The sequence below is a fragment of the Streptomyces sp. MK37H genome, assembly GCF_018035285.1.
GTDB classification, from domain to species: domain Bacteria; phylum Actinomycetota; class Actinomycetes; order Streptomycetales; family Streptomycetaceae; genus Streptomyces; species Streptomyces endocoffeicus.
Genome location: NZ_JAAAYH010000235.1, coordinates 1 through 14,391 on the forward strand (window position 1 = coordinate 1; position 14,391 = coordinate 14,391).

Genomic DNA, 14,391 nt, shown 5'->3' on the forward strand with positions numbered 1-14,391 from the left:
GCCGCGGACGGTCGACGGCAGGTCAGGGCACTTCCAGCGCAGCGCCTGAGCGGATCGGCGGAGGTCGACCGCGGTTCGGGACGCGCCCCGAAGGGGCGCGGGGAACTGCGCGACCAGCCACGATGCAGCCGCGGTCGATCGACGGCAGGTCAGGGCACTTCCAGCGGAGCGCTTATCGCAGAGCGAGGGACCGCTTGAGGAAGTCCACCTGGAGCAGGAGCAGATTCTCCGCGACCTGCTCCTGCGGGGTCATATGGGTCACCCCGGACAGCGGCAGCACCTCATGCGGACGGCCCGCGGCCAGCAGCGCGGAGGAGAGCCGCAGGGTGTGCGCGGCCACCACGTTGTCGTCCGCCAGACCGTGGATGATCATCATCGGCCGTGCGGTGTCGGCCGCGCCGGACAGCCCCTCGTCGGTCATCAGCGCGTTGGCGGCGTAGACCTCGGGCTGTTCCTCCGGCAGGCCCAGATACCGCTCGGTGTAGTGGGTGTCGTACAGCCGCCAGTCCGTCACCGGGGCGCCCACCACGCCCGCGTGGAAGACATCGGGGCGGCGCAGCACCGCCAGCGCGGCCAGATAGCCGCCGTAGGACCAGCCGCGGATGGCCACCCGGCCGAGGTCCAGCGGATAGCGCCCGGCGAGCGCCGTCACCGCCTCGACCTGGTCCTCCAGCGTGACCGCGGCCAGGCCGTCGCGCACCGCCTTCTCCCAGGCGGGGGAGCGGCCGGGGGTGCCGCGGCCGTCGGCGACGACCACCGCGAAGCCCTGGTCGGCGAACCACTGCGAGGTGAGATGGGCGTTGTGCGAGGCGACCACCCGCTGGCCGTGCGGCCCGCCGTAGGGGTCCATCAGGACCGGCAGCGGTCCGTCGCCCTCCTGGTAGCCGCTGGGCAGCAGCACGGCGCACGGAATGTCCCGCTTGCCCGCGAAGACGAGCTCGGGGCGGGCGGTGATGACGGGCCGCTCCGGGTACGCGTCGAGCTCGGCGAGGCGCTCGGCCGCGCCGTGGTCGGCGGGCCGGAGGAGTTCCACACTCACCCCGGGCCGCTCCAGACCCGTGTACGACAGCGCGATCACCTCACCGCCGCGCACGGCGGAGTGGACCGCCGGGAAGGGCCGCTTGCCGACCGGCTCCCAGCCGCCCTGGTCGCCGCTGCCCCGGAACCAGGCGCGGTGGACGGCGATCTCGCCCGGCTGCTCGGGCAGCGGGGCACCGGCTCCGGGGGAGGCGGAGAACAGCACGTCGTCCGTGCCGATGTCGAGGACCGCGCGCACCTGGAGGGCGCTGGAGGTCAGCTTGCGGTCGCCGACCATTAGCACCCGGGCGCCCCCTTCGTCCGCGATGCGGACGAGTCGTCCATCCTCGGTCCAGGCCGGCACCCCGGGGAAAAGATCCAGCCAAACCGCGTCCTCGTCCACATGGACCGTGCTGGTCCGGCCGGTGTCGGTGTCCACGGCCAGGTAGAGCTGGCTGCGCTGGTCCCTGGCCTGGACCAGAAGCAGCGGCGGACCGTAGGCCGACCAATGCACCCGTGCGAGGTACGGATAGCGCTCCCGGTCCCACTCGATCTCCGTACGGGAGCCGTCCAGGCCGAGCAGAACCAGCCGCACCTCCGCGTTGGCGGTGCCCGCGGCGGGATAGGCCACCTCCGCGGGCTCCCGGCCGGGGTGGGCGGGGTCGGCGATCCACCAGCGCCGTACGGGGGACTCGTCGACCCGGGCGGCCAGCAGGGCGTCGCTCCCCGGCGACCACCAGAAGCCGCGTGAGCGGTCCATCTCCTCGGCCGCGATGAACTCCGCGAGGCCGTAGGTGACGGAGTCCCCCTCCGGCTCCGCGAGCGCCCGGTCCCCCTCGCCGTCCGCGCCCGTGACCCGCAGCGCCCCGCCCGCCGCGTAGGCGATGTGGCGGCCGTCGGGCGAGGGGCGCGGGTCCACGACCGGACCGGGGACGCGCAGCTCGCGGGTGGTGCCCGTGGGCAGCTCCGTGGTGAACAGCCGCCCGGAGAGGGCGAAGGCGGCCCGCTCGACCGCGGCGTCCACCGCGTAGCCGACCACCCCGGCCGACCCCTCGCGGCTGCGCTCGCGCCGCGCCCGCTCCTCGGGGGACAGCTTCTCGCCGGCGCCGCCGAGCAGCTCGGCCGGGTCGGCGGCGGGGTACTCGCGCCGCCCGGCGAGGTCGTACACCCACAACAGGCCGGTCCGGTCGGTGCCCGAGCGGGAGCGCAGGAAGGCGACGCGTGAATCGTCGGGGGCCACGGCGAGGGCCCGTGGTGTCCCGAGGGTGAAACGTTGGGTGCGCGCGTGCTGCCGTGGGAACGAGAGCTGTCCGGTCATAGGGGGAGCGTACGGCTGTCGGATCATCGCGAGGGAGGGTACGGATCGGTAGGCCGGTCGGGCGTTGCCCCTGGCACGGTCCGGCCGGGACGGCACCGGTGTCAAGCGGCCCCGGGCGATGGCGAGATGGCGCATAACCAACGAGAAGTCGCCCCCGGGGCCGGGAAGTTCGTGCGATCAGGCATGCGCCCCTGTCATGCTCCCGTGCACCGAGTCATGTGCACACCGCCATAGTTATGATCGATTGCGCATAGTGGGTAGCCCCCCTGTGGCATCAATATGTTGTCCGTCCGAGTGCGTGTACCTGGAGGTGAGCCGCTGTGGCGCTCTCGATCTCGATGTCAGTGCTGCTGCTGATCATCGTCTTCATGCTCGTGAACAAGGCAGGACTGAAGGCGGTTCATGCGATCGTCTGCGTCCTCCTCGGCTTCTATCTGGCCAGTTCATCGGTCGCTCCGACGATCGATGACCTCACCACCAACGTGGCGGACATGATCGGCGGCGTGAAGATCTGACCCTGAGCGGGGCCGGGGCGTGCGACCCATGGGCACGTGTGTGCGAATCGTAGGCTGTGCCCATGACCGTTCTTCCCGCCCGTCGTCTGCTGCTGGTGCACGCACATCCCGACGACGAGTCGATCAATAACGGCGCGACCATGGCGAAGTACGCCGCCGAGGGCGCACACGTCACCCTGGTGACCTGCACCCTCGGTGAGGAGGGCGAGGTCATCCCGGCTGCCCTCGCGCATCTCGCCGCCGACCGCGACGACGCGCTCGGCCCGCACCGGATCGGCGAACTCGCCGCGGCCATGGACGCCTTGGGGGTCGAGGACCACCGCTTCCTGGGCGGGCCCGGCCGCTATCGCGACTCCGGGATGATGGGCGCCCCGCAGAACGACCGGCCGGACTGCTTCTGGCAGGCGGACCTGGACGAGGCCGCCGGGCATCTGGTGGCCGTGGTCCGCGAGATCCGGCCACAGGTCCTTGTGGCGTACGACACCAATGGGGGCTACGGCCACCCCGATCACATCCAGGCGCACCGCGTGGCGATGCGCGCCGTGGAGCTGGCCGCCGATCCGGGCTTCCGTCCCGACCTCGGCGAGCCGCACGACATCGCGAAGGTCTACTGGAACTGCGTGCCGCGCTCGGCCGTCGAGGAGGGCTTCGCCCGGCTGCGGGCCGAGGGCCGTGACTCCCTCTTCCCTGGCGTCGCCACGGTGGACGACGTCCCCGGGGTCGTGGACGACGCGGACGTCACCGCGCTCATCGACGGCGTTCCCCACGCCGGGGCGAAGGCCGCGGCGATGCGCGCCCACGCCAGCCAGATCGCGGTGGACGGACCCTTCTTCGCGCTCTCCAACGACCTGGTCCAGCCGATGTTCCTCCACGAGCACTACCGGCTCGTCAAGGGCGAGGCCGGCACGGACCGCGAGGACGACCTGTTCGCGGGGGTGGCGGTATGACGGCCCCGCGCCTGGGCGGATACGCCCTGCTCGCCGTGGCCGGTGTGCTGGTGGGCGCCGCCGGCGCGCTGGTCCAGGCGGCGTGGTTCCCCGGCGGGTTGCTGCTCGCGCTGCTCGCGGTCGCGGGCCTGTGCTACGGCGGGGTCAAGGCCATGGGCGCCCGGATGGGCGGCGGAGTGCCCGCGGGCGCCTGGACGGTGGCCGTGTTGCTGCTCACTTCCTCCCGTCCGGAAGGGGATTTCCTTTTCGGCGCCGGGCTGGGGTCGTACGCTTTCCTCCTCGGCGGGATGTTCATCGGTGTGATGTGTGCCACGCTGCCTTTGGTGCCGCAACCTGCTGGCCCGCCGGTCCGACTTGGTAAGTGACGTGACGTTTTCGGCACGACGTCCCCGGCACTCGGAGGCCCTTCGGGCACACGGCGAAGGGTGCGCCTCGGGCGTACCGGATGCGGTGATCCGGCGGCCGTCAAGTGCGCGTCCGCACCGCCCAGTATGGTGGTGCCGCCGCCGAGCCGCCCGCGCGAGGTCTGACGGGCGGCGGAGCTAACTGGGAGAACCTGCTTTGAGCCGTGAATCTGACAGTTCGTCCTCCGGGCCCCGGGAGGGAAGCGGTGGTGCCGCCTACCCGTCGGGCACCCCGCCGTACGGATCCCGCCAGTACCCGACGCAGGAGGCCCCGCAGGGTGCCGCCGAGGATGGGCAGGCGCGTGCCGCGGCCAAGCCGGAGGAGCCGAAGACCGAGACCACGCTGACGACCCGGATCAAGATCAACATTCCCGGGTCGCGGCCCATTCCCCCGGTGGTCATGCGCACGCCCGTCGCGGAGGACGGCGTGCCCGCGCCGCGCTCCGGCGGGGACGACGACGCCCCCGAGCGCACCAGCGCCCTGCCCCGGGTCGACTTCACGCCGACGCCCGAGCGCGGTGTGCCGGCCGAGCCCGGCGGGGCCAACGAACCCACCGAGGGCCGGGAGAGGAAGAGCGGCAAGGGCGACGGCGAGCGGACCAGCGACTGGTTCGCGCCCCGTAAGCCCAGAAGCGGCTCGTCGGCCACCGGCAGCACCCCGAAGCCGCCGGTGCCCCCGGCCCCGGACACCACGCAGGGGTTCCCGGCCCCGGACACCACCCAGGGGTTCCCCGCGCCCGACACCACGCAGGGTTTCCCTTCCCCGGAGACCACGCAGGGATTCCCGGCGCCGGACACCACGCAGGGTTTCCAGGTGCCGGACACCACTCAGGGTTTCCAGGTGCCGCAGCAGGGCGGCGGCCCCGTCGCCGATCTGCCGTACTTCACCGACGCCCAGGCCCCGTCCGGCCACCCCGAGCCGACCGGGCCCACGACCGGCCCGGTCACCGGCGACATGTATATGCCGCCGTCCGGCCCCGGTGCGGGCCCGCGCGACGGCGACCTGCTGGGTCCGCCCGGACCGGGCCCCGCGGGCAGCCCGTACGGCGGTGACCCGCAGACGCCTCCGGGCGGAGTGGGCCCGCTGGCCGGAGGAGGCCCGGCCGGGCAGCCGCCGACCCCGCCGGGAGGTTCGCCGCTGTCCGGCAGCCTCGGCGCCACCACCGGCGTGGGACCGCTGACCGACCCCGGTGCGGGTCCCGCGGAAGGCCTCGGAGCCGATCCGGCCCCCTCGCTGTTCCGCGACCCGGAGCCCACGCCGACCGGTGGCGTGCCGCCGGAGCAGATCTCCAGCGACACGCTGGTCAGCGGGGTGCCCGTGGTGCCCTCGGCCGAGGGCCGGGCCAAGCCGCCGTCCCCGCCCGCCCCGGCCGGTCCGGGGGCCCCGGCGCCCGGCGGCGACAGCGCCCCGGCGCCGTCCGCCCCGAAGGCCGGTAAGCCCAAGAAGAAGGGCCGGTCCAAGGTCGTCATGGCCGGGGGCCTGCTGTTCGTGATCGCGGGCGGGGCCTACGCGGCCGGTCTGGTGATGAACCACGCCGATGTGCCGAACGGCACCACCGTCCTCGGCGTCGACATCGGCGGCACCTCCAAGGAGGTCGCCGTCGACAAGCTGGACTCCGCGCTGGGCAAGCGCACCACCGCCCCGCTGACGGTGTCGGTCGACGGCCAGCAGAAGGAGATCAAGCCCTCCGTCGCGGGCCTGGCGCTCGACACCGAGGCCACGGTCCGGGACGTCGCGGGCCGGGACTACAACCCGGTCACCGTGATCGGCTCGCTCTTCGGCGGCACCCATGAGGCCGAACCGGCGGTGACCGTCGACGAGGAGAAGCTGCGGGACGCCCTGGAGCGGCTCGCGGGCCACTCCGGCACGGCCCGCGAGGGCGGCATCAGCTTCACCTCCGGCAAGGCCGTCCCGGTGTACGGCAAGGAGGGCAAGGGGCTGGACGTGGACAAGGCGGTCAAGGCCGTCTCGGACGGGTTCCAGCTGCGCGCCGAGACCGGCCAGAACAAGGCCATCACCCTGCCGGTCACCATCAAGCGCCCCACGGTCAGCAAGGCCGAGGTGGACCGGAAGCTGAAGAGCTTCGCCGAGCCCGCGATGTCGGGGCTGGCCACGGTCCAGACGGACGCCCAGCACTCGATCCCGTTCGGTCCGGACAAGTCGCTGCCGAAGATCCTCTCCATGCGGGTGGTCGACGGCAAGCTGGTCGAGCACTACGACCTGGCCGTCCTCAAGCAGCTCTACGGCAGCACCTTCGACGGCGTTCTGCTGGAGCGGGGCGACGGCTCCAAGAAGCCCGTCACCCCGGAGGACGTGGAGTCGGCGCTGCGCCTGGCGTTGCGCGGCAAGACGCCCAGCGAGCGCATCGGCGTCATCGGCAAGGACAACTGACCGGCCCGTCACACGCGGTCGGACGACGCGGCCCCCGCCCCGGCACCGGGCGGGGGCCGCGGCATGTCTGCCGGGTCGCGTCCTCCGGGCCGCGTCACGCCCGGACCCATGACATCTGTCATCTCCAGGTGACGACCGCTGACACTGCCGGGCACACCCCGCCCTCGGCCAGTCTTATGGCCATGACCGCGACGACCGCTGCTTCCGCCCCCGGCACCGGGGCCGCCACCACGGGCGCCCCGCCCGTGGTCCGCTTCGAGAAGGTGAACAAGGCCTACGGCAGTGTGCGCGCCGTGACCGATCTCGATCTCACCCTGTACCCGGGGGAGACCGTCGCCCTGCTGGGTCCCAACGGCGCCGGCAAGTCCTCCACCCTCGATCTGCTGCTCGGCCTGCGCCACCCGGACTCCGGCCGGGTGGAGGTCTTCGGCACCACCCCGCGCCAGGCCATCGTCCGCGGCCGGGTCGGCGCGATGCTGCAGAGCGGCTGTCTGATGGAGGAGGTGACGGTCCGCGAGCTGGTGGGGCTGGCCTGCGATCTGCACCCCGAGGGCCATCCGGTGGACGAGGTGCTGGAGCGGGCGGGGATCACCGAGATCGCCTCCCGCAAGGTGAACAAGCTCTCCGGCGGCCAGGAGCAGCGGGTGCGCTTCGCGTTCGCCACCGCCGGGGCCTCCGACCTCATCGTGCTGGACGAGCCCACGACCGGTATGGACGTCTCGTCCCGGCAGACCTTCTGGGGCGCGATGCGGGAGCAGGCGAAGCAGGGCCGCACCATCCTGTTCGCCACCCACTACCTCGAAGAGGCCGACGCCATCGCCGACCGGGTGATCGTGCTGCACCGCGGCCGGGTGCTGGCCGACGGCTCGTCCGCCGAGATCAAGGCGATGGCCGGGGCCCGCCGGATCTCCTTCGAGCTGGACGGGCCGGTCGACGAGCCGGCGCTGCGCGCCCTGCCCGCGCTGACCGGGATCGAGATTTCGGGGCGTACCGTACGGATACGGTCCACCGACGCGGACGCGACCGTCCACGCGGTCTACGGGCTCGGGCTCTATCCGCACGGGCTCGAGGTCACCGGCCTCGGCCTGGAGCAGGCCTTCCTCGCCATCACCGACGCCGCGGCGGCCGTTGAGGAGTCCGCACGATGAAGACGCTGGTCAAGCTGGAGATCGCGCGGACCCTGCGCAATCGCAAGTTCATGTTCTTCACCATCATCTATCCGTCCGTGCTCTTCCTGCTGATCGCGGGCAGCACCGGCGCCGACGACCACGTGCCCGGCACCCGGCTGTCGATGCCGCTCTACTACATGGTCGCGATGGCCTCCTTCGGGGCGCTGACCGCCGGACTGATGGGCAACGGTGAGCGGATCGCCAAGGAGCGCGAGGGCGGCTGGACCCGGCAGCTGCGACTCACCCCGCTGCCCGGCAGCGGCTATGTGGTGGCCAAGATCGCCGTGGGTGCGGTGGCCACCCTGCCGTCGATCGTGATCGTCTTCGTGGTGGCGGCCGTCGCCAAGGGCGTACGGCTGGACGCCGTCTGGGAGTGGCCCGCGCTGACCGCCGTGATCTGGGCGGGCTCTCTGGTCTTCGCGGCGCTGGGGGTCGCCATCGGATATCTGGCGAGCGGGGACGCGGTACGGCCGCTGACGATGATCATCTACTTCGGTCTGTCGATCCTCGGCGGGCTGTGGATGCCCACCACGTCGTATCCGCAGTGGCTGGAGAACATCGGCGACTGTCTGCCCACCCACGCCTACACCGCCCTCGGCCAGGCGATCGAGCTGGGCGGCGCCCCGCACGCCAAGGACGTGGCGCTGCTCATCGGCTACCTCGTGGTCTTCGCGGGCGGCGCGGCATGGCTGTACCGCAAGGACACTCGTAAGGCATGAGGGACGCCGTAAGGCGTGAGGGACGCCGTAAGGCGTGAAGCGCACCCGTAAGGCATGACCGAGGGCGTGGCCCGAGGCGTGATCCGAGGAGAGAAGAACCATGGCTGACCGGGCCGAGTGGACCGACGGCGATCCGGAGTGCCGCCCCGGCGGGCGCCGCCGGCTGACCTGGTGGGCCGACGCGATGGCGTACGACGCGGAGAACGACCGGGTGGCCTCCATCGGGCAGCCCCCCGAGAACCGCCGGCAGGCGCTGGTCAAGCTGTTGTGGATCGGGATCTGGATGGGCTATATGGGCGCGCCGGTGAGCGATCTCGCCGACGGCAACCACACCGCCCTGGGCACCGTGTGCGGCGGTCTCGGCCTGCTGGTCTTCGTCGCCGTCTATCTGGTGCTGGTCTTCCGGCACACCGGGCGGGCGCTGAGCCGGGCCGCGGTCCTGGGGGCGCTGTGCATGATCAGCGTGCTCGCCGCCGTGCTCACCCTCACCATGGGCGACGACTGGCTGGTGCTCTCGGTCTATGTGTCCGTCGCCTTCGGAGCGGTGCTGCCGCTGCGGCTGTCGAGCTGGGCGATCCCGCTGAACACGGCGTTCATGGTGGGTATCGGGGTGCTGGTGCGCGGTTCGCACGGCCTGGTGTCCGCCCTGGTCATCCCCTCGCTGCTCGGCGGCTTCGCGATGAGCGCGGTGGGGCAGATGGTCCGCACCACCCGGGCGCTGCGCGCCGCCCGCGCCACCGTGGCCCAGCTCGCCGCCAACGAGGAGCGGCTGCGGCTCGCCCGCGATCTGCACGATCTGCTGGGCCACTCGCTGTCGCTGATCACGCTCAAGAGCGAGCTGGCGGGCCGGATGCTGCCCGACAAGCCCGAGCAGGCGGCGCGTCAGGTGGCCGATATCGAGCGGGTCAGCCGGCAGGCGCTGGTGGACGTCCGGGAGGCGGTCAGCGGCTTTCGACGCCCCACCCTGGAGGCCGAGGTCGCCGGGGCCCGTACCGCCCTCGCCGCCGCGGGCATCGCCGCCGATCTGAGCCGGGCCGGCATCCACCACCCCGACCTGCCGCCCGACCAGGAGGGTGCGCTGGCCTGGGCGCTGCGTGAGGCGGTCACCAATGTGGTGCGGCACAGCGGGGCGCGGCGCTGTGCGGTGACGCTCGACGAGACGGGCGACGAGCTCTGTCTGACGGTCACCGACGACGGCCGCGGCGCGACCGGCCCGCACGGCAATGGGCTCACCGGGCTGGCCGAGCGGCTCCAGCTGGCCGACGGGCGCCTGGAGACCGGCCCAGGCGAGCGCGGCGGCTTCACCCTCCGCGCCCTGGTTCCGCTCTCCCGTGGCGCCCACGTGGAATCGCCCTCGCAGGCCGCGCCGTAGGGAAGGTGGGCGGACCGGCGGGTCCTGGCCGCCGCGGGAGCGGCTACGCTGCGGGGCGTGATCCGGGTACTACTGGCCGAGGACCAGTCCATGGTGCGGGAGGCGCTGGCCGCGCTCCTCGGGCTCGACGACGAGATCGAGGTCGTCGCGCAGGTGGCCCGCGGCGACGAGGTCGTGGAGGCCGCCCGGACCCATCGCCCCGATGTGGCGCTGCTGGACATCGAGATGCCCGGTATGAGCGGGATCGAGGCCGCCGCCGCGCTGCACCGGGCCGACCCCGGGATCCGGATCGTGATTCTCACCACCTTTGGCCGCCCCGGCTATCTGCGCCGCGCCATGGAGTCAGGCGCCGACGCCTTCCTGGTCAAGGACGCCCCGGCGGCGCAGCTCGCGGACGCGATACGGCGGGTGCTGGGCGGGGAGCGGGTGATCGACCCCACGCTGGCCGCCGCCGCGCTCGTGGACGGGGCCAGCCCGCTGACCGCGCGGGAGCGCGAGGTGCTGCGCGCCTCGGCGGACGGCTCGACCAACGCGGAGCTGGCCCGCGCCCTGCATCTGTCGCCGGGCACGGTCCGCAACTACCTCTCCACGGCCATCCAGAAGACCGCTGCCCGCAACCGCGCCGACGCCGTCCGCATCGCCCGCGACAAGGGCTGGCTGTAGCGGCCGCGCCCTTGACAGGGGCGCGGGGCTGCGTCGATGTGCGGCTCCGCCGCGGCTGTGTCGATGTGCGGCTCCGCCGCGTGGGACCAGCCACGACGGCGCTGCGGACGATCGACGGCGGGTCAGGGCGGGTCCGGCGGAGCGCTCAGTTCAGCATCGCGCGGGCGGCGCGGGCCTGGCGGCGTATCGTCTCGGCGGCGTCGGGCTCCACCGCCGCCACGACCTCCGCGTACTCCTCCAGTTCCCTGGCGCCGGTCAGGAACTCGCCCCGCTCCACCAGGAGTTTCGCCCGCTCGTAGCGCAGCTCGGCCGGGTGGCTGGGCAGCAGCAGGGACAGCTCCAGCGCCCAGAGCCGGACATCGGTGCGCTCGGGGCGGGCGGACGCCCAGGCGCGGATGTTGTTGAGGATCCGCAGCACGATGTCCAGCGGCCCGGCCGGGGTCAGCATCGACGGCGAGAGCGGGGTGCCCGTGGCCCCGGACACCAGCGTCGCCGCGTCCTCGGCGGACAGCGGCCGCCCGCCATCGAAGGGATCGGCCAGCACATGGCCACCGTAAGGATCGCCGAAGCCGACCACGAAGTGGCCCGGCAGCCCCACCCCGTACACCGGCGCGCCCGCCCGCCGCGCCACCTCCATCCACACCACGGACAGCAGGATCGGCAGCCCGCGGCGGCGCCGCAGCACCTGGTGGAGGAGCGAGGACTCCAGCCGCCGGTAGTCGGCCGGGCCGCCCCGGAAGCCATGGCGCTCGCCGAGGAGGCGGGCCAGCGCGGCGGCCCAGTCCCCGGGGCCGCCGGGGGAGAAGGGGAGCTGACCGGCCAGCCGGTCCAGCTCGATCTGCGCTTCGTCGATTCCGCTCTCGTCCAGGCCGGGGTCGGCCTCCATGCCCACCAGCAGGCACAGCAGCGCCAGATCGGGGCGCTCTTCGCGGGCCGCGTCGGCGAACCAGCGGCGGCGGGAGACGTCGTTCATCCGTGGCATAGCCGCCTCGTACCCTGCTCAGCGCGGATCCTCCCCGGACGCGCGCCAGTGATGGTAGCTGTGGTGGACGGTGAAGCCCATGCCCTCGTAGAGGGCGTGCGCCCCGCCATTGTCCGTCTCCACCTGGAGATACGCGGCCGAGGCGCCCTCGTCGAGCGCCTTGCGGGCCAGCGCCGTCATCACGGCCTTGGCCAGGCCCTGGCGCCGCCGCTCCGGGGCGACCTCCACGGCGGTGAACCCGGCCCAGCGGCCGTCCACCACACAGCGCCCGATCGCGGCCGGGGCGCCGCCCCCTTCCGCCGCTATGGTCGCGAACCACACCGACGGGCCGCCCGACAGCACCGTCCGCGCCTCGGGCGAGGGCTCGCCGGACGACCGCTGGTAGCGGGTCAGCCAGGCGTCGTCGAGTTGGCGGGAGAGCGTCACCGCCGAGGTGTCGGCGTCCAGGTCCCCGATGGGGGCGAGCGCCGCGATCTCCATCCGCGAGGAGACCTCCGGTACCCAGCCGCGGCTCTCCAGCTCCGCGGCGAGCAGCTCCTGGCTGCCCTCGGCGCCCGTGCTGACCTGGATGTACGCGGGCAGCTCCCGCGCCGCGTACCATTCGGTCACCCGGCGCAGCGCCGCGTCGAGCCCCATCCCGGGGTCGCCGAGGGGCAGCACCGAATTGGCGCGCCGGGTGAAGCCGCCGGAGGCGCGCAGCGTCCACTCGCCCAGCGGCTCGCTGGTCACCGGCGGCCAGGCCCGGGCGGCGACCCGGTCCAGCTCGGGCGCGGTCGCGGCGGGGCCGCGGCGGCGGGCCGGAGCGGCGGGCACCACCTTGCCCGCCACCAGGGACGACTCCGCGATCCGCACCGGCTCACCGGTGCGCCGGGTGATGGCGAGCGTGCCCTCGGTCCACGATGTGAGAACCCCGACCACGTCGGTGAACGTTGCGCCGGGCTCACGATCTTCGGTCACAAGCCTGACCGAGACGCGTTTTCCCACGTCATCCGGGGTGATCCGGACTTCGAGACGTCCGCCAGTGGTGAAATCCACAGCTCTGTCAGCCCCTCATGTGCGCTCGGTGCCCAAGAACGGAGATACTAGGTGCGGGCATCGACGACGCCGCGCTCCCGCGCGATAGCAGCCCTAACGAGGAGGAACGACAGCGTGACCTACGTCATCGCGCAGCCTTGTGTCGACCTGAAGGACAAGGCGTGCATCGAGGAGTGCCCCGTCGACTGTATCTACGAGGGCCAGCGGTCCTTGTACATCCACCCGGACGAATGCGTCGACTGTGGGGCCTGTGAGCCGGTCTGCCCGGTCGAGGCGATCTTCTACGAGGACGACACTCCCGAGGAGTGGAAGGACTACTACAAGGCGAACGTCGAGTTCTTCGACGAGCTCGGTTCGCCCGGTGGCGCGAGCAAGCTCGGCCTGATCGAGCGGGACCACCCCTTCATCGCCGCGCTTCCGCCGCAGGAGCACGACGAGTAAACCCCTGCCCCGGCGCCATCGCCCGGAAGCAGTCGGCGGTCCCGTATGGCCTGTGGCCTGCGGGACCGGGCTGTTTCCCGGGCCTTCCCGGCGCTCCCGCTGTTTCCCGGGCCCTCCGGCGCTCCCGCTGTTTCCCGGGCCCTCCGGCGGATTTCCCGGGGCCCGCCGGGGTTCCCCGGGAGTCCGCCGGGTCCCCCGGGCCCCCTCGGCCCGGGCAGTTCCGAAGAAAGCGAGCCACCCCGTGCCACCCGTCTCCGCCCGCCTCCCGGTCTTCCCCTGGGACCGGCTCGAACCGTACAAGGCGACCGCCGCGGCCCACCCCGACGGCATCGTCGACCTCTCGGTGGGCACCCCCGTCGACCCGGTCCCCGAGCTGATCCGCGCGGCGCTCGCCGATGCCTCGGACAGCCCCGGCTATCCGACCGTCTGGGGTACGGCCGTACTGCGCGACGCCCTCACTGGCTGGGTGGAGCGGCGGCTGGGCGCGGCCGGGGTGACCCACACCCAGGTGCTGCCGGTGGTCGGCTCCAAGGAGCTGGTGGCCTCGCTGCCGACGCAGCTGGGCCTGGGCCCCGGCGACCGGGTCGCCTTCCCGCGGCTCGCCTACCCGACGTACGAGGTGGGCGCGCGGCTGGCGGGCGCCGAGCCGGTGCCGTACGACGAGCCTACGGAGCTCGACCCGGCCGGGCTGAAGCTGCTGTGGCTCAACTCCCCGTCGAATCCCACCGGCCGGGTGCTGTCCAAGGACGAGCTGCGCACCGCGGTCGCCTGGGCCCGTGCCCACGGAGTGCTGGTGGTCAGCGACGAGTGCTATCTGGAGCTGGGCTGGGAGGCCGATCCGGTCTCCGTGCTCCACCCGGAGATCTCCGGCGGCTCCTTCGAGGGGCTGGTGGCGGTCCACTCGCTCTCCAAGCGGTCCAATCTGGCGGGCTACCGGGCGGCCTTCCTCGCCGGAGACGAGGCGGTGCTGGGCGAGCTGCTGAAGATCCGCAAGCACGGCGGGATGATGGTCCCCGCACCGGTGCAGGCGGCCACGGTCGCGGCGCTCGGCGACGACAAGCATGTGACGGAGCAGCGCGAGCGCTACGAGCGGCGCCGGGCCGCGCTGCGGTCGGCGCTGGCGGGCCACGGCTTCCGCATCGAGCACAGCGAGGCGTCGCTGTACCTGTGGGCGACGCGGGACGAGCCCTGCTGGGACACCGTGGGCGCCCTCGCCGAGCTGGGCATCCTGGTGGCCCCGGGCGAGTTCTACGGCGCGGCGGGGGAGCGGCATGTCCGGGTCGCGTTCACGGCGACCGACGAGCGCGTGGAAGCGGCGGTCCGCCGACTGGCGGGCTGAGAACCGGGAGCGGACTGGGGGTGTCCGGCGGACCGAGACGCCTGCGGCGGGCTGCTCCCCTCCCCGCCCCTTCCCGAA

Annotated in this window: 13 protein-coding genes; 10 read left to right on the top strand and 3 right to left on the bottom strand. The window is 73.0% G+C overall.

Features of this window, described 5'->3' with window-relative positions; all coding sequences use genetic code 11:
* Nucleotides 1–172: 172 nt before the first annotated feature.
* Nucleotides 173–2,335 (bottom strand): S9 family peptidase, encoded by a 2,163-nt coding sequence (locus GWI24_RS27870; protein ID WP_210948660.1) that lies wholly within the window; start codon nucleotides 2,333–2,335, stop codon nucleotides 173–175.
* A 320-nt stretch (nucleotides 2,336–2,655) separates the two neighbouring features.
* Between GWI24_RS27870 and GWI24_RS27875 the strand changes: the two genes are divergently transcribed.
* The 8 genes from GWI24_RS27875 to GWI24_RS27910 all read left to right on the top strand — a co-directional run bounded on the left by GWI24_RS27875 (nucleotide 2,656) and on the right by GWI24_RS27910 (nucleotide 10,516).
* Nucleotides 2,656–2,850 (top strand): hypothetical protein, encoded by a 195-nt coding sequence (locus tag GWI24_RS27875; RefSeq protein ID WP_037952186.1) that lies wholly within the window; start codon nucleotides 2,656–2,658, stop codon nucleotides 2,848–2,850.
* A 62-nt stretch (nucleotides 2,851–2,912) separates the two neighbouring features.
* Nucleotides 2,913–3,797, top strand: a complete 885-nt coding sequence (gene mshB / locus GWI24_RS27880) for an N-acetyl-1-D-myo-inositol-2-amino-2-deoxy-alpha-D-glucopyranoside deacetylase (RefSeq protein WP_210948661.1) — start codon at nucleotides 2,913–2,915, stop codon at nucleotides 3,795–3,797.
* Nucleotides 3,794–4,162, top strand: a complete 369-nt coding sequence (locus GWI24_RS27885; RefSeq protein ID WP_210948662.1) for a DUF6113 family protein — start codon at nucleotides 3,794–3,796, stop codon at nucleotides 4,160–4,162. Before mshB ends, GWI24_RS27885 begins: the two co-directional genes overlap by 4 nt.
* 196 nt (nucleotides 4,163–4,358) lie before the next feature.
* Nucleotides 4,359–6,593 carry a hypothetical protein gene (locus tag GWI24_RS27890; protein ID WP_210948663.1) on the top strand — a complete coding sequence of 745 codons (2,235 nt, stop codon included), beginning with the start codon at nucleotides 4,359–4,361 and terminating at the stop codon, nucleotides 6,591–6,593.
* Nucleotides 6,594–6,775: 182 nt separating this feature from the next.
* Nucleotides 6,776–7,741, top strand: coding sequence for an ABC transporter ATP-binding protein (locus GWI24_RS27895; protein ID WP_210948664.1), 966 nt, complete (start codon nucleotides 6,776–6,778; stop codon nucleotides 7,739–7,741).
* Nucleotides 7,738–8,481 carry an ABC transporter permease gene (locus tag GWI24_RS27900; RefSeq protein WP_210948665.1) on the top strand — a complete coding sequence of 248 codons (744 nt, stop codon included), beginning with the start codon at nucleotides 7,738–7,740 and terminating at the stop codon, nucleotides 8,479–8,481. Before GWI24_RS27895 ends, GWI24_RS27900 begins: the two co-directional genes overlap by 4 nt.
* Before the next feature lie 100 nt (nucleotides 8,482–8,581).
* Complete coding sequence (locus tag GWI24_RS27905; RefSeq protein ID WP_210948666.1) at nucleotides 8,582–9,853, top strand: sensor histidine kinase; 1,272 nt, start codon at nucleotides 8,582–8,584, stop codon at nucleotides 9,851–9,853.
* Nucleotides 9,854–9,943: 90 nt separating this feature from the next.
* Nucleotides 9,944–10,516: a DNA-binding response regulator gene (locus tag GWI24_RS27910; protein WP_374103351.1), complete on the top strand. Its 573-nt coding sequence runs from the start codon at nucleotides 9,944–9,946 to the stop codon at nucleotides 10,514–10,516.
* A 145-nt stretch (nucleotides 10,517–10,661) separates the two neighbouring features.
* Here GWI24_RS27910 and GWI24_RS27915 read toward each other — a convergent pair whose 3' ends face one another.
* Nucleotides 10,662–11,498, bottom strand: coding sequence for a transglutaminase-like domain-containing protein (locus tag GWI24_RS27915; protein WP_210948667.1), 837 nt, complete (start codon nucleotides 11,496–11,498; stop codon nucleotides 10,662–10,664).
* Nucleotides 11,499–11,516: 18 nt separating this feature from the next.
* Nucleotides 11,517–12,533, bottom strand: a complete 1,017-nt coding sequence (locus GWI24_RS27920; protein WP_210948668.1) for a GNAT family N-acetyltransferase — start codon at nucleotides 12,531–12,533, stop codon at nucleotides 11,517–11,519.
* A 114-nt stretch (nucleotides 12,534–12,647) separates the two neighbouring features.
* On the opposite strand from GWI24_RS27920, the gene fdxA reads away from it, so the two are divergent.
* Complete coding sequence (gene fdxA, locus GWI24_RS27925) at nucleotides 12,648–12,974, top strand: ferredoxin (protein ID WP_014054705.1); 327 nt, start codon at nucleotides 12,648–12,650, stop codon at nucleotides 12,972–12,974.
* A 241-nt stretch (nucleotides 12,975–13,215) separates the two neighbouring features.
* On the top strand, nucleotides 13,216–14,313 hold the full coding sequence (gene dapC / locus GWI24_RS27930; RefSeq protein ID WP_210948669.1) for a succinyldiaminopimelate transaminase: 1,098 nt from the start codon (nucleotides 13,216–13,218) through the stop codon (nucleotides 14,311–14,313).
* The last annotated feature ends 78 nt before the right edge of the window (nucleotides 14,314–14,391 follow it).